Source organism: Streptomyces sp. DSM 110735 (assembly GCF_016482685.1).
GTDB lineage: Bacteria > Actinomycetota > Actinomycetes > Streptomycetales > Streptomycetaceae > Streptomyces.
Map to the genome: position 1 here is coordinate 302,634 of NZ_JACYHF010000001.1, position 26,266 is coordinate 328,899.

At 72.2% G+C, this 26,266-nt stretch carries 22 protein-coding genes; 6 read left to right on the plus strand and 16 right to left on the minus strand.

Translation table 11 applies throughout. The features are described 5' to 3' along the window. Positions 1 to 223: 223 nt before the first annotated feature. The gene (locus IF655_RS01350) at positions 224 to 1,540 is read right to left on the minus strand and encodes a nitrate/nitrite transporter (protein ID WP_199581533.1); all 1,317 of its coding nucleotides are present in this window, start codon (positions 1,538 to 1,540) and stop codon (positions 224 to 226) included. Next, complete coding sequence (locus tag IF655_RS01355) at positions 1,537 to 2,187, minus strand: GntR family transcriptional regulator (protein WP_199581534.1); 651 nt, start codon at positions 2,185 to 2,187, stop codon at positions 1,537 to 1,539. Before IF655_RS01355 ends, IF655_RS01350 begins: the two co-directional genes overlap by 4 nt. Before the next feature lie 211 nt (positions 2,188 to 2,398). Between IF655_RS01355 and IF655_RS01360 the strand changes: the two genes are divergently transcribed. Then, on the plus strand, positions 2,399 to 3,295 hold the full coding sequence (locus IF655_RS01360; protein ID WP_199581535.1) for a D-alanyl-D-alanine carboxypeptidase family protein: 897 nt from the start codon (positions 2,399 to 2,401) through the stop codon (positions 3,293 to 3,295). Between the two features lie 208 nt (positions 3,296 to 3,503). Beyond that, entirely contained in the window at positions 3,504 to 4,451 is a 948-nt protein-coding gene (locus tag IF655_RS01365; protein ID WP_199581536.1) for a Bro-N domain-containing protein, read from the plus strand. Between the two features lie 73 nt (positions 4,452 to 4,524). Here IF655_RS01365 and IF655_RS01370 read toward each other — a convergent pair whose 3' ends face one another. The 3 genes from IF655_RS01370 to pdhA (IF655_RS01380) are packed head-to-tail and all read right to left on the minus strand — an operon-like array spanning position 4,525 to position 8,132. Further along, entirely contained in the window at positions 4,525 to 5,931 is a 1,407-nt protein-coding gene (locus tag IF655_RS01370) for a dihydrolipoamide acetyltransferase family protein (protein ID WP_199581537.1), read from the minus strand. A gap of 10 nt (positions 5,932 to 5,941) precedes the next feature. Then, positions 5,942 to 6,919 (minus strand): alpha-ketoacid dehydrogenase subunit beta, encoded by a 978-nt coding sequence (locus IF655_RS01375; protein ID WP_199581538.1) that lies wholly within the window; start codon positions 6,917 to 6,919, stop codon positions 5,942 to 5,944. Position 6,920: 1 nt separating this feature from the next. After that, positions 6,921 to 8,132, minus strand: a complete 1,212-nt coding sequence (gene pdhA / locus IF655_RS01380) for a pyruvate dehydrogenase (acetyl-transferring) E1 component subunit alpha (protein ID WP_199581539.1) — start codon at positions 8,130 to 8,132, stop codon at positions 6,921 to 6,923. Positions 8,133 to 8,733: 601 nt separating this feature from the next. On the opposite strand from pdhA (IF655_RS01380), the gene IF655_RS01385 reads away from it, so the two are divergent. Continuing rightward, the gene (locus IF655_RS01385; protein WP_199581540.1) at positions 8,734 to 9,750 is read left to right on the plus strand and encodes a phosphotransferase; all 1,017 of its coding nucleotides are present in this window, start codon (positions 8,734 to 8,736) and stop codon (positions 9,748 to 9,750) included. A 147-nt stretch (positions 9,751 to 9,897) separates the two neighbouring features. On the opposite strand, the gene IF655_RS01390 is transcribed toward IF655_RS01385, so the two are convergent. Beyond that, complete coding sequence (locus IF655_RS01390; protein WP_199581541.1) at positions 9,898 to 11,583, minus strand: protein kinase; 1,686 nt, start codon at positions 11,581 to 11,583, stop codon at positions 9,898 to 9,900. Between the two features lie 357 nt (positions 11,584 to 11,940). Between IF655_RS01390 and IF655_RS01395 the strand changes: the two genes are divergently transcribed. After that, positions 11,941 to 13,524, plus strand: a complete 1,584-nt coding sequence (locus IF655_RS01395) for a protein kinase (RefSeq protein WP_199581542.1) — start codon at positions 11,941 to 11,943, stop codon at positions 13,522 to 13,524. 122 nt (positions 13,525 to 13,646) lie between these two features. Here IF655_RS01395 and IF655_RS01400 read toward each other — a convergent pair whose 3' ends face one another. Continuing rightward, the gene (locus tag IF655_RS01400) at positions 13,647 to 14,183 is read right to left on the minus strand and encodes a bacterial proteasome activator family protein (protein WP_199581543.1); all 537 of its coding nucleotides are present in this window, start codon (positions 14,181 to 14,183) and stop codon (positions 13,647 to 13,649) included. 232 nt (positions 14,184 to 14,415) lie between these two features. On the opposite strand from IF655_RS01400, the gene IF655_RS01405 reads away from it, so the two are divergent. Then, positions 14,416 to 14,991: a hypothetical protein gene (locus IF655_RS01405; protein WP_199581544.1), complete on the plus strand. Its 576-nt coding sequence runs from the start codon at positions 14,416 to 14,418 to the stop codon at positions 14,989 to 14,991. Positions 14,992 to 14,998: 7 nt separating this feature from the next. On the opposite strand, the gene IF655_RS01410 is transcribed toward IF655_RS01405, so the two are convergent. The 7 genes from IF655_RS01410 to pdhA (IF655_RS01440) form a co-directional block, all read right to left on the minus strand. Next, on the minus strand, positions 14,999 to 15,979 hold the full coding sequence (locus IF655_RS01410; protein ID WP_199581545.1) for an NAD(P)H-quinone oxidoreductase: 981 nt from the start codon (positions 15,977 to 15,979) through the stop codon (positions 14,999 to 15,001). 113 nt (positions 15,980 to 16,092) lie between these two features. Continuing rightward, positions 16,093 to 17,190, minus strand: coding sequence for a TrkA family potassium uptake protein (locus IF655_RS01415; protein WP_199581546.1), 1,098 nt, complete (start codon positions 17,188 to 17,190; stop codon positions 16,093 to 16,095). Continuing rightward, on the minus strand, positions 17,187 to 18,578 hold the full coding sequence (locus IF655_RS01420; RefSeq protein WP_199581547.1) for a molybdopterin molybdotransferase MoeA: 1,392 nt from the start codon (positions 18,576 to 18,578) through the stop codon (positions 17,187 to 17,189). The genes IF655_RS01415 and IF655_RS01420 overlap by 4 nt, the downstream gene beginning before the upstream one ends. Beyond that, positions 18,575 to 19,501 carry an NTP transferase domain-containing protein gene (locus IF655_RS01425; RefSeq protein ID WP_374100156.1) on the minus strand — a complete coding sequence of 309 codons (927 nt, stop codon included), beginning with the start codon at positions 19,499 to 19,501 and terminating at the stop codon, positions 18,575 to 18,577. The genes IF655_RS01420 and IF655_RS01425 overlap by 4 nt, the downstream gene beginning before the upstream one ends. 112 nt (positions 19,502 to 19,613) lie before the next feature. Then, positions 19,614 to 21,101, minus strand: coding sequence for a 2-oxo acid dehydrogenase subunit E2 (locus IF655_RS01430; RefSeq protein ID WP_199581548.1), 1,488 nt, complete (start codon positions 21,099 to 21,101; stop codon positions 19,614 to 19,616). Further along, positions 21,101 to 22,105 carry an alpha-ketoacid dehydrogenase subunit beta gene (locus IF655_RS01435; protein ID WP_199581549.1) on the minus strand — a complete coding sequence of 335 codons (1,005 nt, stop codon included), beginning with the start codon at positions 22,103 to 22,105 and terminating at the stop codon, positions 21,101 to 21,103. Before IF655_RS01435 ends, IF655_RS01430 begins: the two co-directional genes overlap by 1 nt. Beyond that, a complete protein-coding gene (gene pdhA, locus IF655_RS01440; protein ID WP_199581550.1) occupies positions 22,102 to 23,247 on the minus strand; it encodes a pyruvate dehydrogenase (acetyl-transferring) E1 component subunit alpha in 1,146 nt (381 codons plus the stop codon). The genes IF655_RS01435 and pdhA (IF655_RS01440) overlap by 4 nt, the downstream gene beginning before the upstream one ends. Positions 23,248 to 23,422: 175 nt before the next feature. On the opposite strand from pdhA (IF655_RS01440), the gene IF655_RS01445 reads away from it, so the two are divergent. Then, on the plus strand, positions 23,423 to 23,923 hold the full coding sequence (locus IF655_RS01445; RefSeq protein ID WP_374100157.1) for an Lrp/AsnC family transcriptional regulator: 501 nt from the start codon (positions 23,423 to 23,425) through the stop codon (positions 23,921 to 23,923). Between the two features lie 75 nt (positions 23,924 to 23,998). On the opposite strand, the gene IF655_RS01450 is transcribed toward IF655_RS01445, so the two are convergent. Continuing rightward, positions 23,999 to 24,586: a TetR/AcrR family transcriptional regulator gene (locus tag IF655_RS01450; protein WP_199581551.1), complete on the minus strand. Its 588-nt coding sequence runs from the start codon at positions 24,584 to 24,586 to the stop codon at positions 23,999 to 24,001. Continuing rightward, a complete protein-coding gene (locus IF655_RS01455) occupies positions 24,583 to 26,097 on the minus strand; it encodes a 3-hydroxyacyl-CoA dehydrogenase (RefSeq protein ID WP_199581552.1) in 1,515 nt (504 codons plus the stop codon). Before IF655_RS01455 ends, IF655_RS01450 begins: the two co-directional genes overlap by 4 nt. Between the last annotated feature and the right edge of the window lie 169 nt (positions 26,098 to 26,266).

Here is a 26,266-nt window from a genome sequence, read left to right on the forward strand (position 1 = left end):
GCGCCGCGTGTGGGACCGCGCCTGATCAGGTGCCCGGCGGGTCGGCTCAGGTTCCAGAACCCGCGCGCGATCCCCACGCCTGGTCGTAGACCGTACGCGGACACCTGCTCCCGGCTGCGCCACCTCGTCACGCCACCCGTGCGCGGGACAGGCTCCCCTCACCGAGCCACCGGCTCACGCCGTAGCCGTGCCCCGTCACACCGCCGGAGGTCGACCCCGCCCCTCACGCCGCGGGCACGTGCACCGTCTCCACCCGGCTCGCCACCAGCCGCTCGCGCTCGCGGCGGGCGGCGCGCCCCCGCAGGCGGAGGATCTGGACGATGCCGATCGCCTGGAGGACGAAGACCGCGGAGAAGGCGATCGCGTAGTCGTCGCCGGTGGCGTCGAGGAGGACGCCGACGGCGAAGAGGGTGGTCATGGAGGCGATGAAGCCGCCCATGTTGGTGATGCCGGAGGCGGTGCCCTGCCGCTCGGGCGGGTTCGCGGGGCGGGCGAAGTCGAAGCCGAGCATCGAGGCGGGACCGCAGGCGCCGAGGACGACACAGAGGAGGAGGAGCAGCGCCATCGGGGCGTGATCGCCGGGCCAGGCGAGGGTGAGCGCCCAGAGCAGGGCGGTCGCGGCGACCGTGCCGAGGGCGAGCGGCAGCCGGGCCGCGTGGTGCCGGGCGACGATCTGACCGTAGACGAGACCGACGACCATGTTGGAAAGGACGACCAGCGTGAGGAGTTCACCGGCCACGGCACGGCTGAGCCCCTGCGCCTCGACCAGGAACGGCAGCCCCCACAGCAGCAGGAACACCATCGCCGGGAACTGGGTCGTGAAGTGCACCCACATGCCGAGCCGGGTGCCCGGCTCCCGCCAGGACTCGGCGATCTGGCGGCGGACGTAGGCGGCGCCGTGGTGCGAGGACGGCTCGGGCTCGTGCCCCTCGGGGTGGTCCTTGAGGAACAGCAGCGTCAGGACCAGCACGACCACACCCGCGACCGCGCTGCCCGCGAACGCCGGGGTCCAGCCGAGCCCGTGCAGCAGCCGGGCGAGGACGAGCGTGGAGACGAGGTTGCCCGCCATCCCGGCAAGCGCCGCGAGCTGGGCGATCATCGGACCGCGCCGCGCCGGGAACCACCGCGTGCCAAGGCGCAGCACGCTGATGAAGGTCATCGCGTCGCCGCAGCCGAGCAGGGCGCGGGAGGCGAGCGCGGTGCCGTAGGAGGGGGAGAAAGCGAAGCCGAGCTGACCGGCGGTGAAGAGGACGGCGCCGATGCACAGCACCTTCTTGGTGCCGAGGCGGTCGACCAGGAGACCGACGGGTATCTGCATCCCGGCGTACACCAGCAACTGCAGGATCGAGAACGTCGACAGCTCGGAGGCGCCGACATGGAAACGGTCGGCCGCGTCCAGACCCGCGACGCCGAGCGAGGTGCGGAAGATGACGGCCACGAAGTAGACCGCCACGCCTATGCACCACACCGCGACCGCGCGCCCGCCGCCCGGCGGATCACCCGGCAGGACACGGCTTCCCGCGTCGGCCCGCGTGCTCATCGCACCTCCCCGCGCGCCAGGTGGGAGAACCACCCCACGTGCCGGTGCACGATCCCGACCGCCGCCTCCGCGTCGCCGGAGCGCAGCGCGTCCAGGATCTCCGCGTGCTCGGTGAGGGTCTTGGCGATGCGGTCCGGGTGGGAGTGCATGACGGCGACGCCCATCCTCAACTGCCGGTCGCGCAACTGGTCGTAGAGGCGCGAGAGGATCTCGTTCCCCCCGCTGCGCACGATCTCGGCGTGGAAGCGGCGGTCGGTGACGGCGGCGGCGGCGAAGTCACCGGCGGCGGCCTGCTCCCGCTGCCGCTCCAGCAGCTCGGTCAGCCGCTCCACCAGAGCGGGCGGGGCGGGTACGGCCTTGCGCGCGGCGTGCTCCTCGACGAGCAGCCGGGTCTCCACCACGTCCGCGATCTCCTGCGCGGAGACCGGCAGCACCAGCGCGCCCTTCTTCGGATACAGCCGCAGCAGCCCCTCGGCTTCCAGGCGCAGCAGCGCCTCACGGACGGGGGTGCGCGAGACACCCACCGCCTCGGCCAGCTCCCCCTCGGTGAGAAGGGTGCCGCCCTCGTAGCTGCGGTCGAGGACGCCCTGCTTGACGTGGGCGTAGACGCGTTCGGCGGCGGGTGGCTGCCTGGTGGCCGTTTGCATGTCCACAGGATAGATACAACAGGCGCACGCCAGGGAGGGCCGTCCATCATGCGGACCGGATCGCGGCGCCCGGAAAAGTCGGCGGAAAAATCTCTCCGTGTCGCGCAACCATTCACGCCCCACGGGTGTCACACACGTGCGGCCCCACTTTCATGCCACCTCAACCAGGCCGCTTTTTATAGGGCATTCAAGACAATCGAGGTATTCCGCTTTGATTACCGGCATCAAGGGCTCCCGCCTCCGCAAGGCCGCCGCCGTCGCCGTGACGTCCGGCGCCCTGCTCACCACCGGTGCCCTCACCGCTGCCCCCGCGCAGGCCGTCACCAAGCCCTCGATCGTGGCCAAGGGCGGCTTCGTGATGAACAACGCGACGGGTACGTCGCTGTTCACCAAGGCCGCGGACACCCGGCGTTCCACCGGTTCCACCACGAAGATCATGACCGCGAAGGTCGTGCTGGCGCAGCCGAACCTCAACCTGGACACCAAGGTCACGATCCCGAAGGGCGCCAGCGACTACATCGTCGCCAACAACGCGTCCTCGGCCGGTCTGATCGTCGGCGACAAGGTCACCGTCCGTCAGCTCCTCTACGGGCTGATGCTGCCCTCCGGCTGCGACGCCGCCTACGTCCTCGCCGACAAGTTCGGCTCGGGCAGCACCCACACCGCCCGCGTGAACTCCTTCCTCGGCAAGATGAACGCCGCCGCGAAGAGCCTGAAGCTGACGAACACGCACTTCGACTCGTTCGACGGCATCGGCAAGGGGTCCAACTACTCGACGCCGCGCGACCTGACGAAGATCGCCAGCAGCGCGATGAAGAACTCCACGTTCCGCTCGATCGTCAAGACCAAGTCGTACACGGCCAAGACGACCACCAAGACCGGCAGCACGCGCACGATGAAGGCGTGGACCAACACCAACACGCTGCTCAGCAACTACAGCGGCACCATCGGCGTGAAGACCGGCTCCGGTCCCGAGGCCAAGTACTGCCTCGTCTTCGCCGCCACCCGCAACGGCAAGACGGTCATCGGCACGGTCCTCGCCTCCACGTCCGTCCCCCAGCGCGAAACGGACGCCAAGAAGCTCCTGAACTACGGCTTCGCCAAGTAACGCCACCCACAGACCGGGGGGAGGGGCCCGCCGCAGCCGACTCGGCAGCGGCGGGCCCCTGGCATATGCGGGTAACTTCCCCCTAGCACGCCCGACCACGCCGAAACCCGGGAATCACGCCGCCTTCCCTCGCAATCGTGAACATCCCGTCCCCCAACTGGCATATGCGAATTCCTCCGCCCTACGTTCCGGCTCGGAGGTGACGCACATGAACGAACCCAGCAACCGCCCCGACGCGTCCGCACACCACGAGGCCATCGACATCAGCGACTTCGTGTACGCGGCGACGGGAGCCCGCGTACGGAGGCTGACGATGCCGGACGGGAGTCATTGGTTTCCGGCAGTGGATGTGTGCCGGCAACTGGGCCACACGAACGCCCGCAAAGCTCTCTCGGACCATGTTCCCGAGGCCCATCGAGAGACGATCGAGAGCGTAACTGGAGGTTACGCTCTCAGCGTTCCCGCAGGTAGAGAGTGGCGCCGAGACATGAATCTGATCGACCTCCAAGGTCTGATTCTCTTGGTGAACGCCTGCACCAAACCCGCCTGCGCCCCCTTCAAGGAGTGGGTCGCGGAAGTGATCGAGACCGTACAGCGAGAGGGTTCGTACTCTCTCGAAGAAGCCGAGGTGCAGCCGACCGCCCCCGGCTCTCCCCTCGCCTACGCGATGCCGGATCAGGTCGCGGAAGCGATCGTCCGTCTGGAGGCGCACAACCTCCATCTGGACGCGGAGTTGGCGAGCGCACAGCGTGAATCACTGGCGCTGCAAAGGGAGATGCTCGCCGCGCAGCACGCCACGCTGACGGCGCAGCAGACCATCGCCGAGGCGATGGGACGGATCGCGGACCGGCTCGACGGTCTGACCCTCACCCGCGTCACCGCCCCAGGCGGCCACACCACCACCGCCACCGTCCTGGCCGACTGGCGCGAGCGGCTGTCCGTGACGGAAGACGTCTGGACCGTGGCCGTCGTCATCGCCCCGGTCCTCGTCGAAAAGGGAGAACTCCGCGAGCCCCTCGAATCCCTCGCGGCCCGCACCGGTTTGACGGTCCGCCGGGTCAACGAATGTCTGCGCCTGCTCCGCAAACACGCCTGCATCCGCTCTCGTGGAGGAGCGGAGAACGGGGCGCCGGTGTACGTACTCAGTCAGAGCTGACCGGTGCCGAGAAAATGCCGAGAGAGTGACTGGAGGTCACTCTCTCGGCATTTCCGCAGGTCAAAAGGGCACACTATGCCCAGGTCAGCAACCGCTTCGGCTGTTCCAGGATCGCCGCCACGTCCGCCAGGAACTTGGAGCCCAGTTCGCCGTCGACCAGGCGGTGGTCGAAGGAGAGTGCCAGGGTGGTGACCTGGCGGGGCTTGATCTTGCCCTTGTGGACCCAGGGCTGGAGCTTGATCGCGCCGACCGCGAGGATCGCGGACTCACCCGGGTTCAGGATGGGCGTGCCGGTGTCGACGCCGAAGACGCCGACGTTGGTGATGGTGATCGTGCCGCCCTGCATGGCCGCCGGGGAGGTCTTGCCCTCGCGGGCCGTCGTCACCAGGTCGCCCAGCGCCTCGGAGAGCTGCGGGAGCGTCTTGGTGTGGGCGTCCTTGATGTTCGGCACGATCAGACCGCGCGGGGTGGCCGCGGCGATGCCCAGGTTGACGTAGTGCTTGAGCACGATCTCCTGAGCCGCCTCGTCCCAGGACGCGTTGATGTCCGGGTTGCGGCGGATCGCCACCAGGATCGCCTTGGCGATCAGCAGCAGCGGGTTGACCCGCAGCCCCGCGAACTCCTTGTCCTGCTTGAGTTCCTCGACCAGCTTCATCGTCCGCGTCACGTCCACCGTCACGAACTCCGTGACGTGCGGCGCCGTGAACGCCGAGCCGATCATCGCCTGCGCGGTCGCCTTGCGGACGCCCTTGACCGGGACGCGGGTCTCGCGAGCCGTGTCGTACGTGGCCACGGGCGCCGCGGGCACGGTGGGCGCGGCGGGAGCCGCGGGCGTCTCGGTCACCGGCTCCGCCGGGGCGACCGCCGCGTGCACGTCCTCGCGGGTGATGATCCCGTCCGGGCCGGACGGCGTCACCGCGGCGAGGTCGACGCCCAGGTCCTTGGCCAGCTTGCGCACCGGCGGCTTGGCCAGCGGGCGCTCCTTCACGGGCGCGGACGCGGACGGCGCCGCACCGTGCCCGTTCAGCTCGGACTGCACCGCCTGTGCCGCCGCCGACACCGTCACCTCGGGACCCTTGCGCGGGCGCCGCTTGGTGGAGGACGTCGCCACGCCGTACCCGACGAGCACCGGCTGACGCTTCTGCGGCTCGGCCTCCTCGGCGGCAGCGGGAGCAGCGGCGGCCACCTCGGGCTCCGCGACCACGGGCGGTGCCTCACCGCCCGACACGTCCACCGCGATGATGGACGTGCCCACGTCCACCGTCGTCCCCTCGGGGAAGCGCAGCTCGCGCACCACCCCGTCGTAGGGGATGGGGAGTTCGACGGCCGCCTTGGCGGTCTCGACCTCGCACACCACCTGGCCGTCGGTGACCCTGTCGCCCACCTGCACGTACCACTTGAGGATCTCCGCCTCGGTGAGCCCCTCGCCCACGTCCGGCATCTTGAACTCGCGCACGGAAGCTTCCGTCATCGTCGTCACGAAACCTTCCTCAGTACGCCAGGGCGCGGTCGACGGCGTCGAGCACCCGGTCCAGGCTCGGCAGGTACTCCTCCTCCAGGCGGGCCGGCGGGTACGGGGCGTGGTAGCCGCCGACCCGGAGCACCGGTGCCTCCAGGTGGTAGAAGCAGCGCTCGGTGATGCGCGCGGCGATCTCCGCGCCGGAGCCGAAGAACACCGGCGCCTCGTGGACGACCACCAGACGGCGGGTCTTCTCCACCGAGGTCTGGATCGCGTCGAAGTCCATCGGGGAGACCGAGCGCAGGTCCAGGACCTCCAGGGACTTGCCCTCCTCGGCGGCGGCGTCGGCCACCTCCTGGCAGAGCTTGACCATGGGACCATAGGCGACCAGCGTCAGATCGGTGCCCTCGCGGACCACGCGCGCCTTGTGCAGCGGGGCGGGGATCGACTCGACGTCGACCTCGCCCTTGTCCCAGTAGCGCCGCTTGGGCTCGAAGTAGATCACCGGGTCGTCGCTCTGGATGGCCTGCTGCATCATCCAGTAGGCGTCCGAGGCGTTGGACGGGCTGACGATCTTCAGTCCGGACACGTGCGCGAACAGCGCCTCGGGGGACTCCGAGTGGTGCTCGACCGCGCCGATGCCGCCGCCGTAGGGGATGCGCACGACGACGGGCATCTTGACCTTGCCCAGCGAGCGCGCGTGCATCTTGGCGAGCTGGGTGACGATCTGGTCGTACGCGGGGAAGACGAAGCCGTCGAACTGGATCTCCACCACCGGGCGGTAGCCGCGCAGGGCAAGACCGATCGCGGTGCCGACGATGCCGGACTCGGCCAGCGGGGTGTCGATGACCCGGCTCTCGCCGAAGTCCTTCTGGAGACCGTCGGTCACCCGGAACACGCCGCCGAGCTTGCCGACGTCCTCACCCATCACCAGGACCTTGGGGTCCTCGTCCAGGGCGCGCCGCAGCGACTCGTTGATCGCCTTGGCCAGAGCCATCTTCTCGGCCATGTCAGTTGCCCCCTTCCACGTCCGCGAACGACGCCTGATAGGCGGCGAACTGGGCGCGCTCCTCGTCGACGAGCGCGTGCCCGTCCGCGTACACGTTCTCGAAAATGGCGAACCGGTCCGGGTCGGGCATGGCGCGGACCGCTTCGCGCACTCGTTTGCCCAACGCCTCGGACTCGGCCTCCAGTTCCTCGAAGAATCCCTCGTCCGTGTGGTTTCCGGCCTCCAGGAACCGGCGCAGGCGCAGGATCGGGTCCTTCGCCTCCCACGCCTGGCGCTCCTCGTCGCCCCGGTAGCGGGTGGGGTCGTCGGAGGTGGTGTGGGCGCCCATCCGGTAGGTGAACGCCTCGACCAGGGTCGGTCCCTCGCCCTGGCGGGCGCGCTCCAGCGCCCAGCGGGTCACGGCGAGGCAGGCCAGCACGTCGTTGCCGTCGACGCGGACGCCGGGGAAGCCGTAGCCCTGCGCGCGCTGGTAGAGCGGCACACGGGTCTGCTTCTCGGTGGGCTCGGAGATCGCCCACTGGTTGTTCTGGCAGAAGAACACGACGGGGGCGTTGTAGACCGCGGAGAAGGTGAAGGACTCCGCCACGTCGCCCTGGCTGGAGGCGCCGTCGCCGAAGTAGGCGATCACGGCCGAGTCCGCGCCGTCCTTGGCCACGCCCATCGCGTAGCCGGTGGCGTGCAGCGTCTGGGAGCCGATGACGATCGTGTACAGGTGGAAGTTGTTGCCGTTGGGGTCCCAGCCGCCGTTGTTCACCCCGCGGAACATGCCGAGCAGGTTGGTCGGGTCGACCCCGCGGCACCAGGCGACGCCGTGCTCGCGGTAGGTCGGGAAGACGTAGTCGTCCTCGCGGGTGGCACGCCCCGAGCCGATCTGGGCGGCCTCCTGGCCGAGCAGCGAGGCCCACAGACCCAGCTCGCCCTGGCGCTGCAGGGCAGTGGCCTCGGCGTCGAAGCGGCGGGTGAGCACCATGTCGCGGTAGAGACCGCGCAGCTCCTCGGGGGTGATGCCGTCGACGTACGCGTCGAACTCGGCGTGCGCCACACGCTCGCCCTCGGGCGTCAGCAACTGCACCAGCTCGGGCTCGGTGTTCTTGCGCGCGGCGGTGCGGGTGGTGCTCCTGGTGCCGGTGGTGCCGGTGCTGGCGCCGGTCTTCCCGGTCTTGCCTGCGGCGCCGCGTCGCGGCTTGCGCGCGGCACTGCTGTCCACGGTCACGTGTGCTCCTCCGTCGTTCCGGCTCCCGGGGTTGCCGGTGAGCCTGGGGTCCCCCTTGCTCGGTCGGAGCCGGGGGAGCGGCCACCTGTTCACGACCACCGGGCACGGGGTGGGTGCCACTCGGCCGGGAACAGGCGTGACAGGTGCCCCGGCGAGCGCCCTGCGACATTTACGTTACCCAGTGCTCCACATTTCTGTGAAACCCCACCTGACCTGCGATTTTGCTTGGATTTCCAAGTAAATCGACAGAGTCCGGAAGTTCCCTGGTCACAGCCTTGCAGGAGGCCGGAGCAACGGCACGTTATCCCGCTCACCCAGGTCACGGGAAGACTCCGGGCACGAGTGCGCACGGGCGTGGCGCGGGGTTCGGCGCCCGGTTCGGCACCTGCTCGGCGCCTGGTTCGGCGCATGGTTCTTCGCCGCCGTGGTGACTCCTTTTCGGAATTCCCCGGACGCCTTCGGAAAACCGCCCCGGAGTTCACGGCGGTACATCGTGTGACCGAATGCGATCGGCGGCGACTGCCTGTGACAAGGCCCAGCTCACGGCCGCTTTTCGTGCCCTAGCATCTGCCGCGTGCAGCGCCTTTGTGTACCACCCCTCGTGCCCCACGCGCCCCCACTTGGCGCCTTGTTACGTCTCTACGGAGCCGGTACGGCCCTCGCCTGCGAACCGGTCGACCAGGGGCTGCTCAACCGGGGGTACCGGGTGCGCACCACCCGGGGCCACTACTTCCTCAAGCACCATTTCGACCCGGACACCGCCGACCCCGCCGCCATCGAGCGCCGCCACCGCGCCACCGGGCGCCTGGCCGCGGTCGGCGTCCCGGTCGCCCAGCCGCTGACCCACCGCGAGGGCCGTACGGTCGCGGTGATCGGCGGGCACGCCTACGCCCTGCACCCCTGGATCGACGGCGGCCACCGGCACGGCGGTCAGCTCACCCGCGCCCAGAGCGCGCGCCTGGGCGCACTCCTGGGCGCCGTGCACGCCTGTCTGGAGCGCGTGATGCCGCCCAAGGGGCGCACCCGCCCGGCGACCAGCCCGCACCCCGTGGAGAGCGCCGACCCGGCCGACACCTACGCGCTCATCGACGACCTGCTCGGCCGCGTCAGCCGCCACCGCCCCGCCGACACCTTCGACGAACTGGCCAGACGCCGCCTGCTGGAACGCCGTGACCTGCTGGAACAGCACGCGGGACGGCGTCCGCCGCGCGGCGGTCCGGTGGGCTGGGTGCACGGCGACTTCCACCCGTTCAACCTGCTCTACGTCGACGACGCCCCCGCCGCCATCGTCGACTGGGACCGGCTCGGCGTGCAGCCCCGCGCGGAGGAGGCGGTCCGCGCCGCCGCGATCTTCTTCCTGCGCCCGGCGGGCACGCTGGACCTGCCGAAGGTCAGGGCGTACGCCCGCACCTACCGGCGCGCGGCCCGCGCCACGCCCTCGGAGCTGGCGGCGGCCGTGCACCGGGTGTGGTGGGAGCGCCTGAACGACTTCTGGATGCTGCGCTGGCACTACGAGCGCGACGACACCCGCGCCGACTGCCAGTTCCCCGCCGCCTCGGCGCTCGTGGTGTGGTGGACCCGCGAGTACGAGGCGGTCTGCGACGCCTTCACTGGCTGAGACGCCGTCACGGGCAGGGGCGTCCTTCACAAGCCGGGCGGGGCACGCTTCACCGCCCGGACAGGGCGCGCTTCACGAGCCGGGTGTCCGGCTCCGGTGACCCGGGACCCGTCACGGTGACGTCGTGGGGCCCAGGGTCGGCGGGCTTCAAGTCCCGCTGTCGCCCGCGCTGCCCTCGGTCGTGGCGCCCTGGTCGGTGGTACCGGTCGTGGTGCCCGTGTTCGTGCCGCCGGTGTTCGTGGTGCCGGTGCTGGTACCGCCGGTGTTCGTGGTGCCGGTGCTGGTACCGCCGGTGTTCGACGTGCCCTGGCTCGCGCCCCCGTTGCCGGTGTTCGTGCCCTCGTCGTCCCCGCCGGTCGTGCCCTGGTCCGAGCCGCCGTCCGTGGTGTCGGAGGGGTCGTCCGTCGGGCCCGAGGTGGTGGGCGCGGTCTGGGTGTTCGACGGCGTCCGGTAACCGCCGCTGTAACCGCCCGAGCCGCCGCCCTGCGTGCCCGTGTTCTGGTCGGGCGCGTCGGTGGTGCCGTCGTCGGGGGTCTCGCTGGACTTGTCGTCCTTGTGGTGGGTCTTGGAGTGGCTCGGCGACGGCTTGTTCGTCGGGGTGTCGTCGCCGCCCGACTTGTTGAGCGCGAGCGCGACACCGGCCACCACCGCGACCACCGCGAGCGCGGCAAGGAGCCACAGCTTGCCGCGACCGCTGCCCCGGTTGCCGCTGCCCTCGAAGCCGCCGTCGTCACCGCGGCCGTAGCCGCCGGGCAGGATCGGCTGCGGGATCTGCGTGGTGCCGCCGCCGTACCCGCCGGACTGGGGCATCACGGTGGTGCCCGCGAAGCCGCCGGGCGGGGTGTGCCGGGCCTCGGGCGCGTCCACCGGACCGGTGTTCCAGGTGCCGGTGTGGCTGCCCTGGTCGTACAGCATCTGCAGGCCGTACTGGATCAGACCGCGCATCTCCTCCGCCGTCTGGAACCGGTCGTCCGGCTCCTTGGCGAGCGAGCGCATGACCAGCCCGTCCAGCTCCGGCGGGGCGCCGTCGGCGACCTGCGAGGGCGGCACCGGCATGTCCTGGACGTGCTGGTAGACCACCGAGAGCGGGGTCTCGCCGGTGAACGGGGGGCGCAGGGCGAGGAGTTCGTAGAGCAGGCAGCCGGTCGCGTACAGGTCGGAGCGGTGGTCGACGGCCTTGCCGAGCGCCTGCTCCGGGGAGAGGTACTGGGGGGTGCCCATGACCATGCCGGTCTGGGTCATCGTGGACTGCGCGCCGTGCAGGGCGCGCGCGATGCCGAAGTCCATCACCTTGACCGCGCCGTTGTCGGTGATGATGACGTTGGCCGGCTTGATGTCACGGTGCACGATGCCGTGCTGGTGCGAGTAGGCGAGCGCGTCGAGGACGCCGGAGACGATGATCAGCGCCTGCTCGGGACCCGGCGCCTCGGCGTCGATCAGCAGATCACGGATGGTGCGCCCCTCGACCAGCTCCATCACGATGTACGGCACGGCCTGGCCGTTCACCTCGTCCTCGCCGGAGTCGTACACGGCGACGATCGAGTGGTGGTTGAGCCCGGCGACCGACTGGGCCTCACGCGTGAAGCGCGCCTTGGACACCGGGTCCTCGGCGAGGTCGGCACGGAGCAGCTTGACCGCGACGGTGCGACCGAGACGGATGTCCTCGGCGGCGAACACCTCGGCCATGCCACCGCGGCCGAGCCGGTGCGTCAGCCGGTACCGGCCGTCGCCGACGAGGCCGCCGTTGCCCCACGCCTCCGGCGCGTCCGCCATGCCGCCCGCGGCCACCTCGGGGTCGTCGGACGGGCCTTGGGCGCCGTGCGTCTGTGCCATCGGTCCTCGCCGTCGTTTCTGCCCGCATTTCGCGCGGTGTTGTTACGGTCTCCGTCGGCCACGCTACAGCCTTCGCGGTGGCCGCCGGTCCCGATCCGGGACGGGGCCGACCCGAGACGGACCGGCCATGAAACCGGTACCCCGCGCCCTCGTGCAAATTCCGTGCGGCCTCCGTACACCTGCTGTAACGCTTCCGCGACGCTTCCTTCGCGTACGGTCACGGAACGGGCACCGCGCTTGACGTGTCACTGCCCTGGGGCAGACTTGGCCGGGAATGACACATTCGATCAAGGCAGGTCCGCACACGGCGCGTTCGCTCTGCGGCGGCCCGCGCAGGCCAGTGGGGGACACGGAGAGATGAGCCAGGACGGCGCACAGGGCCGGTACTCGGGGCGGGCGCTCGCCGGTGGCCGCTACCAACTGCGCGACCTGCTCGGCGAGGGCGGCATGGCCTCCGTGCACCTGGCCTACGACGCGGTGCTCGACCGTCAGGTCGCGGTCAAGACCCTGCACACCGAACTCGGCCGCGAGCAGGCGTTCCGCGAGCGGTTCCGCCGCGAGGCGCAGGCCGTGGCCAAGCTCACGCACACCAACATCGTCTCCGTCTTCGACACCGGCGAGGACGAAGCGGACGGTATGCCGTACATCGTCATGGAGTATGTCGAGGGCCGCCCCCTCGGCTCCGTCCTGACCGAGGACGTACGGCAGTTGGGCGCGATGCCCGCCGACAGGGCACTGAAGATCACCGCCGATGTGCTCGCGGCGCTGGAGATCAGCCACGAGAAGGGGCTCGTCCACCGCGACATCAAGCCCGGCAACGTGATGGTGACCCGGCGCGGCGTGGTCAAGGTGATGGACTTCGGCATCGCGCGGGCGATGCAGTCCGGGGTCACCTCGATGACCCAGACCGGCATGGTCGTCGGCACCCCCCAGTACCTCTCCCCCGAGCAGGCCCTCGGCCGGGGCGTGGACGCCCGCTCCGACCTCTACTCGGTCGGCATCATGCTGTTCCAGCTCGTCACCGGGCGCCTGCCGTTCGACGCGGACTCGCCGCTGGCCATCGCGTACGCGCACGTTCAGGAGGAGCCGGTCGCGCCCTCCTCCATCAACCGCGCGCTGCCCCCGGCGGTGGACGCGCTGGTCGCCCGCGCGCTGAAGAAGAACCCCAACGAGCGCTTCCCCACCGCCGAGGCGATGCGCGAGGAGTGCCTGCGCGTGGCGTCCTCGCTCCAGCCGGCGGCGCCGAGCATCGTGCCGGGCGCCGGTCCTGTGCAGAGCGGGGCGGGCGTCGGCTCGACCGTGTTCCCGCCGGTGGACCAGACGAGCCCCGCTCCGCCGCCCGGTCCGGTCCAGCAGCCGTACCAGCCGGTCGCGCCGCAGACGCCGTACGCCAATCCCGCCTACGGGTATCCGCAGCAGGGTGGCTACCCGACCACGCCGGTCGGGTACGGACAGTCCGGTTACGGCACCGCCCCCTCGGCTCCCCCGGCGTCCGGCAAGGGCAACCGGACCGTGGTGATCGCCTCGGTCGCCGTGGCCCTCGTCGCGGTCGCCGGGCTGCTCGTCGCGCTGACGGTGCGCGGCGACGGCGACAAGGAGGGCGGCAAGGGCGGGAGCAGCGCCTCCGCCTCCGCCACCACCGGGCACGCGGCGGGCTACCGGGGTCCCGACACCAGCAAGACCATCGACAAGACCGAGTGCACCGAGCCCGACGAGTCGTACAACGACCCGGACAAGGTGCGGCTCCCGGACTTCCGCTACAAGTACGTGAAGTCCGTCAAGGAGTGCGCGCGGGCGGCGGGCTGGCGGGTGAAGGAGGTCCACGTCGACGAGAACACCTACGGCGAGGGGGCCGTCACCGACCAGTTCCCCAAGCCCGACACCGACGTCGACCCCAAGGACGTGGAGATCCAGCTCAACGTGTCCACGGGCAACCCGTGACCGGGCGATGAGCCCGTGACCGAGCGGTGAGAAGGGCCCGGCGGAGTGTCCGCCGGGCCCTTCCGCGTGTCAGGTGTCGTCACGGGGTGCCGCTCGCGGGGCCCCGGAGGTCTCGCGGGGCTCTAGAGGTACGGTCCGCCCGAGCGACCGCCCGGGTGCTCGTCGTCGCCCTCGGGGGCCATGCCCGGCGGCAGGGCGCGGCGCATCTGCTCGAGCTGGGCCCGCGCGGCCATCTGCTGGGCGAACAGCGTGGTCTGGATGCCGTGGAAGAGACCCTCCAGCCAGCCCACGAGCTGCGCCTGGGCGATCCGCAGCTCCGCGTCGCTCGGGACGACCTCGTCGGTGAAGGGCAGCGAGAGCCGCTCCAGCTCCTCGACCAGCTCCGGCGCGAGGCCGTCCTCCAGCTCCTTGACCGAGCTGGCGTGGATCTCCTTGAGCCGCACCCGGCTGGCCTCGTCGAGGGGAGCCGCGCGCACCTCCTCCAGGAGCTGCTTGATCATGCTGCCGATCCGCATGACCTTCGCGGGCTGCTCGACCTGCTCCGTCACCGGAATCTCGCGGGAGCCCTCGTCCCCGCCGCCTCCGAGCGCGGTGCCGTCCTGGCCCACGACGAGGATCTGGGGATTCTCCGGCGACCGTTCGTTCCTCGGCATCTCCATGCCGTCATTGTCTCGCACGGCCCCACCCCATCACCGCCGCGCCCCCTCCCGCTGACGATCTCCCGGTCCGGACCGCCGTACGACGCCGCGGCGGAGCCGCCGTAGACCTGACGGCCCATTCCGAAATGCCCGCGACCGCGCCGGATGTGAGGCTTGATTCCGTCGGTTTTCCGCCGGTCACGGCAACGGGCACGCCGCCGGACACGGCAACTGGTTCCGGGAGGTCACCGACGTGACTCCAAGGCTGCGACTTCTGCTCCGCCTGGTGCGGCTGCTGCTCGTCCTCACGGCGGCGGCCGCGCCCGCAGGCGGTACCGCGACGGCGTACGGCGCCGAATCCGCCCCGCCGGGCTCCCCCGCGCACGCCGCGCCGCCGGGCACCTCCGCGTCGCCGTCCGCCTCGGGCGCCGTCACCGTCTCGCCCGCCGCGCGGACCCGCGCCTCCGCCTCGCCCACCGCCAGCCGCCCGGGTCCGTCGCGGGCGGGGAGCCTGGCCGGTGAGGGGCGGCTGCGCCCGGGACGCCCTGACGGTCCGGCGGCCGAGGAGGAGGGCACCGACACGGCGAGCGCCCCGGCTGCCGCCACGACCCGAGTCGCCTATCCGGAGGAACCGGAGACCGCCGACATCCCGGCGAGCGCCCCGGCCGCCTCCGCCCCGGCGAGCGCGCCCGCCTCCCTGCCCGCCGCCGTGAACCAGGGTCAGCCCCCGGCCGAACCGGCGGACATCCTGCCGCTCGGCAGCGGTCTGATGCTGGTCGGCCTGGGTCTGGCGCTGGCGTTCGTCGGGCTGCGGGTGCGCCGGGACTGACCGGGTTCTACGGAGCGACCAGCAGCACCTTGCCGATGTGGCCGCTGCCCTCCACCACCCGGTGCGCCTCGGCGGCGTCCGTCATGGGCAGCTCGCGGTCCACGACCGGGCGCACGACACCCGAGGCCAGCAGCGGCCACACGTGCTCGCGCACGGCGGCCACGATGGCCGCCTTCTCGCTCAGCGGCCGGGCGCGCAGCGAGGTCGCGCTGACCGCGCCGCGCTTCATGAGCAGGGCGCCGATGTTCAGCTCGGCCTTGACGCCGCCCTGCATGCCGATGATGACGAGGCGTCCGTTGACGGCCAGCGCCTGGACGTTGCGGTCCAGGTACTTGGCGCCCATGTTGTCGAGGATCACGTCGGCGCCCGCGCCGTCCGTGGCCCGCTCGATCTCGGCGACGAAGTCCTGCTCGCGATAGTTGATCAGGATGTCGACGCCCAGCTCGGCGCAGAAGTCCAGCTTCTCCTTGGACCCCGCCGTCACCGCGACGCGCGCTCCGACCGCCTTGGCCAACTGGATCGCCATGGTGCCGATGCCGCTGGAGCCGCCGTGCACGAGCAGCAGCTCACCCGGACGCAGATGGGCGAGCATGAAGACGTTGGACCAGACGGTGCACACCACCTCGGGCAGCGCGGCCGCCCGGTCGAGGCTGATCCCGGCGGGAACGGGCAGCAACTGCCCGGCCGGGACGACGACCTTCTGGGCGTAGCCGCCGCCCGAGAGCAGCGCGCACACCTCGTCGCCGACGGACCAGCCGGAGACGCCGGGACCGAGGGCGGCGATCCGGCCGGAACACTCGAGCCCGGGGTAGGGGGAGGCGCCGGGCGGCGGGTCGTAGAAGCCCTGCCGCTGCATGATGTCGGCGCGGTTCACGGCGGTGGCCACCACGTCGACCAGCACCTCGCCCTCGCCGGGCGCGGGATCGGGCACCTCCTCCCACACCAGCTTCTCGGGACCGCCGGGTTCGGGAATGGTGATCGCATACATGCCTGCGACGCTACTCCCCGGTGCCGTCGCCCGGCGCCCGCCCCGCGCAGTCGCCGCTCAGCCTCCGGGGCAGCCGCCGGACAGCGGGTGCTCAGCCGCCGGGCAGCGGGTGCTCAGCCGCCGGGCAGCGGGCGGGGATGCGGGGCGACCGGGGTCGCCGGGGTCGCGCGGGCGATGGTGATCAGACGGTCCGTGAGCTGGAGGGTGCCGACGGACGGGTCGTCGTAGCCGAGCACCCGATGACCGCGCAGGACGCTCACCACCAGGTCCTCGACCTCGCGCGGGGTCTTGCCCGCCTCGGCGCGGACCACGGGGCGTTCCACGATGTCCATCCCGCTGCCCTGCTGGATCAGGTCCTCCATCACCATGCCGGCGGCGGGGCTGAGCACCGAGAGACCGAGCAGCCGCCCCGCAGCGGCGGAGCTGGTGATCACGGCGTCGGCGCCGGACTGCTTGAGCAGCGGGGCGTTCTCCTCCTCGCGCACGGCGGCCACGATCTTGGCGCCCCGGTTGAGCTGCCGGGCCGTCAGGGTGACCAGCACGGAGGTGTCGTCGCGCTGCGGGGCGATGATGATCTGCCGCGCCTTGTGCACCTCGGCGCGGCGCAGGACGTCGCTGCGGGTGGCGTCGCCGACCACGCCCGCGTACCCCTCGGCGGTGGCCGCGTCGATGGCCTTGGAGCTGGGGTCGATCACGACGACCTGCTCGCTCTTGAGTCCCGTGGCGCACACGGTCTGGATCGCCGAGCGGCCCTTCGTGCCGAAGCCGATGACGACGGTGTGGTCGCGCAAGGTGGACCTCCAGCGGTTCAGGCGCCATTCCTCACGGGTGCGTTCGGTGAGGACTTCCAGCGTGGTGCCGACCAGGATGATCAGGAACAGCACGCGCAGGGGCGTGATGACGAGGATGTTGGTGAGCCGGGCGCTGTCGCTGACCGGCGTGATGTCGCCGTATCCGGTGGTGGAGAGGGTGACCGTGGCGTAGTAGAACGCGTCGAGCAGATCCACCGGGCCGTCGGAGTTGTCGTGGTAGCCCGCGCGGTCGGCGTAGACGACGAAGGCGGTCCCGACCAGCACCAGCAGCGCCATGACCAGCCGTTTGGCCACCTGGCGGATCGGACGCTCCACCGCTTTTCTGGGGAGCTTGATCCGATGGGTCACCAGATGGTCGCCGGTCTGGCGGGCTATGGCGTCATGGCCCGGAAGTTTCACGTGAAACACACCCCGATTCCGCCCGCCGCCCACGGCAGATCGAGCAGTTCCGCCCCGGCGCCCTGCGGGGAGCCGCCCGGCGGTACGACGGCCAGCGCGTCGGCGGCGGCGATCCCGCGCAGCATGGCCGGGCCGTTGTAGTGCAGCGGTACGGCGTGGTCGCCGCGCAGCGCCACGGGGGCCAGCTTCGTGTCGTGCGGGTGCCCCGGCACGGGTTCCGGCAGCGGCAGCGCGTACGGCTCGGGTGCCGGACGGGCCGCCAGGGTGCGCAGCAGGGGCTCGGCGAGCGTGATCAGTCCGGAGACCGCCGCGAGGGGGTTGCCGGGCAGCCCGACGAGGTGCCGTCCGTCCTTGATCCGCGCCAGCAGCATGGGGTGGCCGGGGCGTACCGCGACCCCGTCCACGAGGAGTTCGGCGCCGAGGGCGGCGAGGGTGGGGTGCACCTGGTCGACCGGTCCTCCGGCGGTGCCGCCGGTGGTGACGATCAGATCGGCGCGCGAGGAGGTGATCGCCTTGCGCAGCGCCTTGGCGTCGTCGCCGAGCCGTCGTACGGCGGTCACCTCCGCGCCGAGCGCGCGCAGCCAGGGGGCGAGCATCGGACCGAGCGCGTCGCGGATCAGTCCGTCGTGCGGCAGTCCCTCGGTGAGCAGTTCGTCGCCGAGGACCAGGATCTCGACGCGTGGACGCGGGACGACGGCGAGGGTGTCGTACCCGGCCGCCGCCGCGAGACCGAGCACCGCCGGGGTGACCAGGGTGCCGCTCGGCAGCAACCGGTCACCGCTGCGGCACTCCTGACCGCGCGGCCGGATGTCCTGACCGTGGCTCATTTCCTCGGTGGCGTGCAGCCGTCCCTGGGTGTCCGTGCGGCCGTGCTCGCTGCGCAGGACGGCGGTGACCCCGGCCGGGATGCGGGCGCCGGTCGCGATGGACACGGCTTCGCCGTCGGTGAGCGCCTCGTGCGGGGCGTGCCCGGCGAGCACACCGGACTCCCGCACCTGCCAGGGTCCGGGTCCGGCGACCGCCCAGCCGTCCATCGCGGAGGTGTCGAAGGAGGGCAGGTCGCTGAGCGCGTCCAGCGGAGCCGCCAGGACCTTGCCGAGGGCGTCGGCGAGGGACACCGAGACCGGTTGGCGGCGGCTGGTGGCGCGGACAGCCCGGGCGGCGATCTCGCGGGCGCGGGGCCAGGAGGTGGCGTCGGCGTGTCCGCCGTGGGACCGGTGCCCGGCGCCGGAAGCGGAGGGGGTGTCCGGGGTGGAGGGGTGCGTGGCGGCGGGCGGGTGCGCGGGGGTCGTCGGCGCGGGCCGTACGAGGGCCAGTGCCTCCTCCACGTCCAGGTCGTCGAGTTCGTCCCCGGCGGAGGACCCGGCGCGGGTGCCGGGGGCGGTCATCCGGCGTCCGGAGCGGTGTCGCTCCCGCTGTGCTCGGCCTCCCAGCGCAGGGCCAGGGAGGCGACCTTCCCGGCGGCTTCGGCGATGGCCTCGGCGTCGCCCTTGCCCTGGGCGGCGGCGTATCCGACGAGGAAGGTGGTGAGCGGGGCGGCGGGGCGGGCCACGCCGTGCGCGACGTCACGGGCCACGTCGAGCAGGACCCGGGTGTCCACGTCCAGGTCGATACCGAGTTCGTTCTTGACTGCGGTGATCCATTCGTTCAGCACGTGCCCATGCTCCCTGATGCGCGCCCTGGCGCGGGAGATGTCGTCCCAGGTGTCGCAGTCGAAGGACGCGAGCGCGTCCGGGACCCGGGTGACGCGCAGCGCGGCGGTCAGCCTGCGCAGCGGCAGCCCGGTGAGGCCGTCGTGCTCGACGGCGAGGGCGTCGAGCGCCTCGCGCAGCGCGGCGGTGCGATAGGCGGCCACGAGCGGCTGGTCACGCCCGTCGGCGTCGGTGAGCAGCGCGGCGTCGGCACCGCTCTCCCGCAGCTCGGTCAGCAGCCGCAGCACGGTTCCCTCGTCGAGGAAGGGCAGGTCGGCGGAGAGGACCACCGCGCACCCGGCGTCCGTGAGCCGCAGTCCGGCGTCCAGCGCGGCGACCGGTCCGGCGCCGGGCGGCTCCTCACGCGTCCAGCGCACCGGCCGCGCGGTGGGGCGCGGCTCGGCGACGACGACGGTCCCGGCAGCCCCGGCGCAGGCGGCGAGCACCCGGTCGAGCAGCGGACGGCCACCGACCCGCACGCCCGGCTTGTCGGCACCGCCGAGCCGCCGCGCGGCACCCCCGGCCAGCACGACGGCGTCGTACGGGATGCCGGTCCCCGGGGCGGAGGACGGGGCGGGACTCGGGTCGGGGCTCGGGTCGGCGGGGGCGTTGTCGGTCACCCTCCGAGTATGTCCTGTTCGAGTGACCGGTGGCCTCGTACGTCCGCTGGGGCGTACGAGGCCACCGGTCACAGCTCAGCTCGGGCGTGCTCGGAGCCGAGTCCCGCCGGGCTCAGAGGGTGCGCAGGAGCACCGCCGGTTGTTCGACGCAGTCCGCGACGTACCGCAGGAAGCCGCCCGCCGTGCCGCCGTCGCACACCCGGTGGTCGAAGGTGAGCGAGAGCTGCACGACCTGGCGCACCGCCAGCTCGCCCTCGTGCACCCACGGCTTGGGGACGATCCGGCCGACGCCGAGCATGGCCGCCTCGGGGTGGTTGACGATCGGGGTGGAGCCGTCGACCCCGAAGACGCCGTAGTTGTTGAGCGTGAAGGTGCCGCCGGTGAGGTCTGCCGGGGTGAGCGTCCCCTCGCGGGCCAGCTCGGTGAGCCTGGCGAACTCGCCGGTCAGCCCCTCGGCGTCCCGCGCGTGGGCGTCCCGGACCACCGGCACGACCAGTCCGCGCGGGGTCTGCGCGGCGAACCCGAGGTGCACCTGGTCGAGCTGGACGATCTCGCGCGCCTCGGTGTCCACGTACGAGTTCAGCTCGGGGTGGCGGGCGAGCGCGGCCGTGCAGATGCGGGCGAGCAGCGCGAGCAGGGAGATCTTCGGAGCCCCGGCCGCGTTCATGGCGGCCCGCGCGCGCATCAGCTCGGTGGCGTCGGCGTCCACCCAGCAGGTCGCGTCCGGGATCTCACGGCGGCTGCGCGCGAGCTTGTCCGCCACGGCACCGCGCACGCCCTTGAGCGGGATGCGGAGCCCGCCGGGAGGTGCGGACGGGGTGACCGGCGCGATGGTGGTGTCCCGAGCCGCCGCCGGGCGGTCCGGTGCCGCCGTCCTGGCCCGCAGCACGTCCTCCACGTCCGCGCGCAGGATCAGCCCGTCCGGTCCCGAACCGTGCAGCGTGCGCAGGTCCACGCCGTTGTCGCGGGCGATGCGGCGGACGAGGGGGGAGATGACGGCGACCGGGCCGTCGGGGTGGACGGGGGGCGCGTCCGCTCGATCCGGGGCGGGCGGCGCGGAGGTGCGCGATGCGACAGGGAAGGCGGGCGGGCGGGGCGCGTCGGTGCGGGACACGTCGCGACGAGACCCGTCCGTGCGGGACACGTCCGTGTGGGACTTGGACCCGGGGCGGGTCTCCGGCGAGCCGTCCGCGGCGGGCACGCTGCCCGGGCCCGCGCCGATCCCCACGCCGATTCCCGTGCGCACCCTGCGGCGGCGCCCCGAGGACGCCCGGGTGCCGTAGCCGACCAGGACGTTGCCCGACTCCTCGCCCGCGGCGTCGGTGGGCTCCGCGGACTCGGATCCCGGCTCGTCCGAGCCGACGGCGACCGTGATCAGGGGCGCGCCGACGGGCAGTTCGGTGCCCTCCTCGCCGTAGCGCGCGGTGACCACGCCGCCGTAGGGGCAGGGCACCTCGACCATCGCCTTGGCCGTCTCGACCTCGACCACCGGCTGGTCCACGGCGACCACGTCGCCCACGTCCACCAGCCAGCGCACGATCTCCGCCTCGGTCAGTCCCTCGCCGAGGTCGGGCAGCTTGAACTCCAGTACCTGTGCCATCAGCCCTCGGCCTCCCACTGGAGCCGGGCCACGGCGTCCAGCACGCGGTCGACGCCGGGCAGGTGGTGCCGCTCCAGCATCGGCGGCGGGTAGGGGATGTCGAACCCGGCGACGCGCAGCACCGGCGCCTCCAGGTGGTGGAAGCAGCGCTCGGTGATCCGGGCGGCGATCTCTCCGCCCGGCCCGCCGAACCCGGTCGACTCGTGCACGACGACCGCGCGTCCGGTGCGGCGCACGGAGGCGCACACCGTCTCGTCGTCGAAGGGCACCAGTGAGCGCAGGTCGACGACCTCCAGGTCCCAGCCCTCCGCTTGGGCGGCCTCGGCGGCCTCCATGCAGACCGGGAGGGAGGGGCCGTAGGTGACGAGGGTGGCGCTGCGGCCGGTGCGGCGGACCACCGCGCGGCCGATGGGCGCGACCTCCTCCGGCTGCTCGGGGTTCCAGGCGTCCTTCGACCAGTACAGGCGCTTGGGCTCCAGGAAGACCACCGGGTCGTCGGAGGCGATGGCCTCGCGCAGCATGCCGTAGGCGTCGGCGACGGTGGCCGGGGTGAGGACGTGCAGGCCGGGGGTGGCCATGTAGTACGCCTCGGAGGAGTCGCTGTGGTGCTCGACGCCGCCGATGCCGCCGCCGTAGGGCACGCGCACGGTGATCGGCAGGGGCATCCGGCCCCGGGTGCGGTTGCGCGTCTTCGAGACATGGCTGAGCAGTTGCTCGAACGCCGGGTAGGCGAACGCGTCGAACTGCATCTCCACCACCGGCCGCAGGCCGTACATGGCCATGCCGACGGCGGTGCCGAGGATGCCCGCCTCGGCGAGCGGGGTGTCGGTGCAGCGGTCCTCGCCGAACTCCTTGGCGAGTCCGTCGGTGACGCGGAAGACACCGCCGAGGGTGCCCACGTCCTCGCCCATGACGTGCACGTTCGGATCGGCGGCCATCGCGTCGCGCATCGCGCGGGTGAGCGCCTGCGCCATGGTGGCGGGCTTGACGGCCACAGTGGTCATCGACGACCGCCTTCCGGGCCGTCCTGCTCGGCTTCCAGCTCGGCGCGCAGCAGCTCGCGCTGCTCGCGCAGTTGCGGAGTCGGTTCGGCGTACACGTGGTCGAAGAGTTCCATGGGGTCGAGCGGGGCGTCCTGGTTCATGCGTTCGCGCAGGTCGGCGGCCATCGCCTCGGCGTCCTGGCGTACAGCCTCGATCGCTGCCTCGTCGAGCAGTCCGCGCGCGGCGAGGTCGTGCTCCAGCAGCCGGACGGGGTCGTGGGCGCGCCACGCCTCCACCTCGGCCTCGCCCCGGTAGCGGGTGGCGTCGTCGGCGTTGGTGTGCGCCTCGACGCGGTAGGTCACCGCCTCGACCAGGGTGGGTCCGCCGCCCGCACGCGCGTGGCGTACGGCGTCGCTCAGCACCTCGTGCACCGCCGCCGCGTCGTTGCCGTCCACCAGGCGGCCCGGCATGCCGTACCCGACGGCCTTGTGGGCCAGGGAGGGGGCGGCGGTCTGCTTGGCGAGCGGGACGGAGATGGCGAAGCCGTTGTTCTGCACGAGGAAGACGACCGGCGCCTGCCAGACGGCGGCGAAGTTCAGCGCCTCGTGGAAGTCGCCCTCGCTGGTGCCGCCGTCGCCGACCATGGCGAGCGCGACCACGTCGTCCCCCTTGAGCCGGGCGGCGTGCGCGAGACCGACCGCGTGCGGCAACTGGGTGGCGAGCGGGGTGCTGAGCGGGGCCACGCGGTGGGCGTGCGGGTCGTAACCGCTGTGCCAGTCGCCGCGCAGCAGGGTGAGGGTCTCCACCGGGTCGACGCCCCGGGCGACCACGGCGAGCGTGTCGCGGTAGCTGGGGAAGAGCCAGTCGCGGTCCTCCAGCGCCAGGGCGGCGGCGACCTCGCACGCCTCCTGACCGGTGCTGGAGGGGTAGACGGCCAGGCGGCCCTGCTTGGTCAGCGCGGTGGCCTGCGTGTTGTACCGGCGGCCGCGCACCAACTGGGCGTAGAGCCGGAGCAGCAGGTCCGGGTCGGCCTTCGCGGCGGCCTCGGTGCCGAGGACGCGATAGGGCTCGGCGTCGGGCAGCAGCGGCGCGGGGTCCATACGGGGCTGCCAGGCGGGCGGCGGCGATGGCCGGTACGCGCCCCGCTGCTCCATGACCGTCATGACGGCACCTCCTCGTGGGAGTGGCTACGGGAGACGGGTCGGCTGTGACTCGTCTCACCTACCGATTGTTCGGTCGCCGGTGCATTTTGGCTACTGGCCCCTCCAGGCTGTGGACAAACGGTTCTCCACAGCCTGGAATGAACGCAGGACGTCCACGGCGATGAAGCGGGGGGACATGACACCTGAACAAATGGCCCAGGCGCCGGAGGCGGGCACGGCGCTGCCCCCGGCGCGACCACTGGACGCCATAGATCAGGACATCCTGAGAATCCTCCAGGCGGACGGCCGCGCCTCGATACGCTCCGTCGCCGACCGCGTCCACGTCTCCCGCGCCAACGCCTACGCGCGGATCAACCGCCTGGTCGAGGACGGGGTGATCCGGGGCTTCGGGGCGCGGGTCGACCACGAGCGCGCCGGGCACGGCACGTCGGCGTACATCACGCTGAACATCGTCCAGAACACCTGGCGCACGGTCCGCGAGGAGCTGCGGCAACTGCCGGGCGCCTCGCACATCGCCCTGGTCGGCGGCGACTTCGACGTCCTCCTCCTGGTGCACACCCCGGACAACCGGGCGCTGCGCGAGCTGGTGCTCACCCGGCTCCAGGCGATCCCGGAGGTGCTGAGCACCCGCACCCTGCTGGTCTTCGAGGAGGAGGACGTGGGACCGGAGGCGTGAGGGAGGGGCGCCCCGGCCGGGTGGCTCAGTCCGCGCTCCGGCCGGGTGGCTCAGTCCGCGCTCCGGCCGGGTGGCTCAGTCCCCCCGCAGCCCCGAGAACACCAGTCGCACCACCGCGTCCGCCACCTCGCGCCCGTTCGCCCCGCGGGCCTCGGGCCGGTACCACTCCACGATGGAGTTGATCATGCCGAAGACGAGCCGGGTCGCGAGCCGCACCTCGACGTCCGCGCGCACGTCCCCCTCGTCGGCCGCCGCCCGCAGCAGATCCGCCACCCGGTGGTCGAACTCGCGGCGCCGCTCCAGCGCCCACCGCTCGGCCTCGGTGTTGCCGCGCACGCGCAGCAGCAGCGTCACGTAGGGCAGCTCGGATATGAGCACCTCGACCATGCGCCGTACGACGTACTCCAGTCGGTCGACGGCGCGCCCCTCGCGCGCGTGCTCCTCGGCGAGGATGGCGAACAGACCGTCCAGCGCCCGCGACACCGCCCGGCGCAGCAGCTCCTCCTTGCCGCTGACGTGGTGGTAGATCGAGGACTTGGAGATGCCGGCCGCCCGGGAGAGGTGCTCCATGGACGTGCCGTCGTAGCCGCGCTCGTTGAAGACGCCCACGGCGACCGAGAGCAGGGTCTCGGGGGTGTACGTGTCGCGCTTGGCGGTCGTCATGAGGTGCCCTCCCGCTTGTCGGTGGCGTAGGCGTGCCGGTAGAGGGCGAGGGACGGCGCGTACCGCCCGCAGGGGTCGCACGCGTGCAGTTGGTCGAGCAGGTCGTAGGCCCAGCCCCGGCCGAGGGCGCGGCTCCACTCGAAGGGACCGAGCGGGTAGTTGACGCCGAGCTTCATGGCGGTGTCGATGTCCTCCTCGGTGGCGACGCCCTTGGCGAGGGCGTCGTGCGCGAGGTCGACGATCCGGGCCACCGTGCGCGCGACGATCATGCCGGGCACGTCCCTGAGGACGCTCACGTCCTTGCCGAGCGCCTGGAAGAGGCCGACGGCCTCGGCGAGGGTGCGCGGCGAGGTGTCCTGGGAGGCGGAGAGGGCGATGCGGGTGGCCGCGCGGTAGTCGAGGGCGAGGTCGAAGTGGACGACGTCGCGGAACTCCACGGAGGTCTGGCCGTCGGCGAGGATGAGCTGGCCGCCGCTCGGCAGGACGAGCAGGGCGCCGTTCTCCTCCTCCTGCTCGTGGACCGGGATGCCCGCCTCGCGGATCAGCGCGAGCAGGGGAGCCGCCGGACCGAGGTCGCCCTCGACGGTGACATGGGCGGGCGGCTGCTCCTTCTCGGCGGTGTGCGGCTCGGGGCGCTCGGCGCCCTCCGCGTAGTCGTACCAGCCGTGGCCGCTCTTGCGGCCGAGCCTGCCGGACTCCACCAGCCTGCGCTGGCCGAGCGAGGGCGTGAAGCGCACGTCCTGGAAGAAGGACTGCCACACCGAGTGGGTGACGGACTCGTTGACGTCCTGCCCGATCAGGTCGGTCAGCTCGAAGGCGCCCATCCGGAAGCCGCCGCTCTCGCGCAGCACCGCGTCGATGGTGGCGGGGTCGGCGCCCTGGGACTCCAGGACCGCGAACGCCTCGGCGTAGAAGGGGCGCGCGATCCGGTTGACGATGAACCCGGGGGTGTCCGCGCAGGCCACCGGGGTCTTCCCCCAGGCGCGGGCGGTCTCGTACGCGCGCGTGGCCGACGTGACGTCCGTGGCGAACCCGGAGACGACCTCGACCAGGGGCAGCAGCGGCGCGGGGTTGAAGAAGTGCAGCCCCACCAGGCGGCCGGGGTTGCGCAGCGCGCCGCCGATGGCCGTCACCGACAGGGAAGAGGTGTTGGTGGCGAGCAGGCAGTCGTCGCCGAGGATCTCCTCCAGCTCGGCGAAGAGCCGCTGCTTGACGTCGAGGCGCTCCACGACCGCCTCCACCACCAGCGCGCAGCCGGCCAGGTCCTCGATGGGACCCGCGGCGGTGAGCCGGGCGCTCGCCGCGTCCCGGTCGGCGGCGGCGAGCCGGTCCTTGGCCACCAACCGGTCCAGCCGGGCGCGGATCGCCCCGGCGGCCTCGTGGGCGCGCCCGGGAACGGCGTCGTAGAGCCGCACGGGGTGGCCGGCGACCAGCGCGACCTGGGCGATGCCCTGGCCCATGGTGCCGGTGCCGACCACGGCCACGGGGCTGCTGAGGTCCAGTGCTGTCATGTGCGCGATCCTCCCGCACGGGGTTGTCCACAGATGCGCCGGACCCCCTTGTCCCGACCGATCGTTCGGTTACTCTAGCTCTGACCACCCATGGCCCACCACCGCCTTCGACGGGCGCGCACCGGGCCCCACCCGCAGCCGGTCGGAGCTCGACGACGAGTTCCCGAGA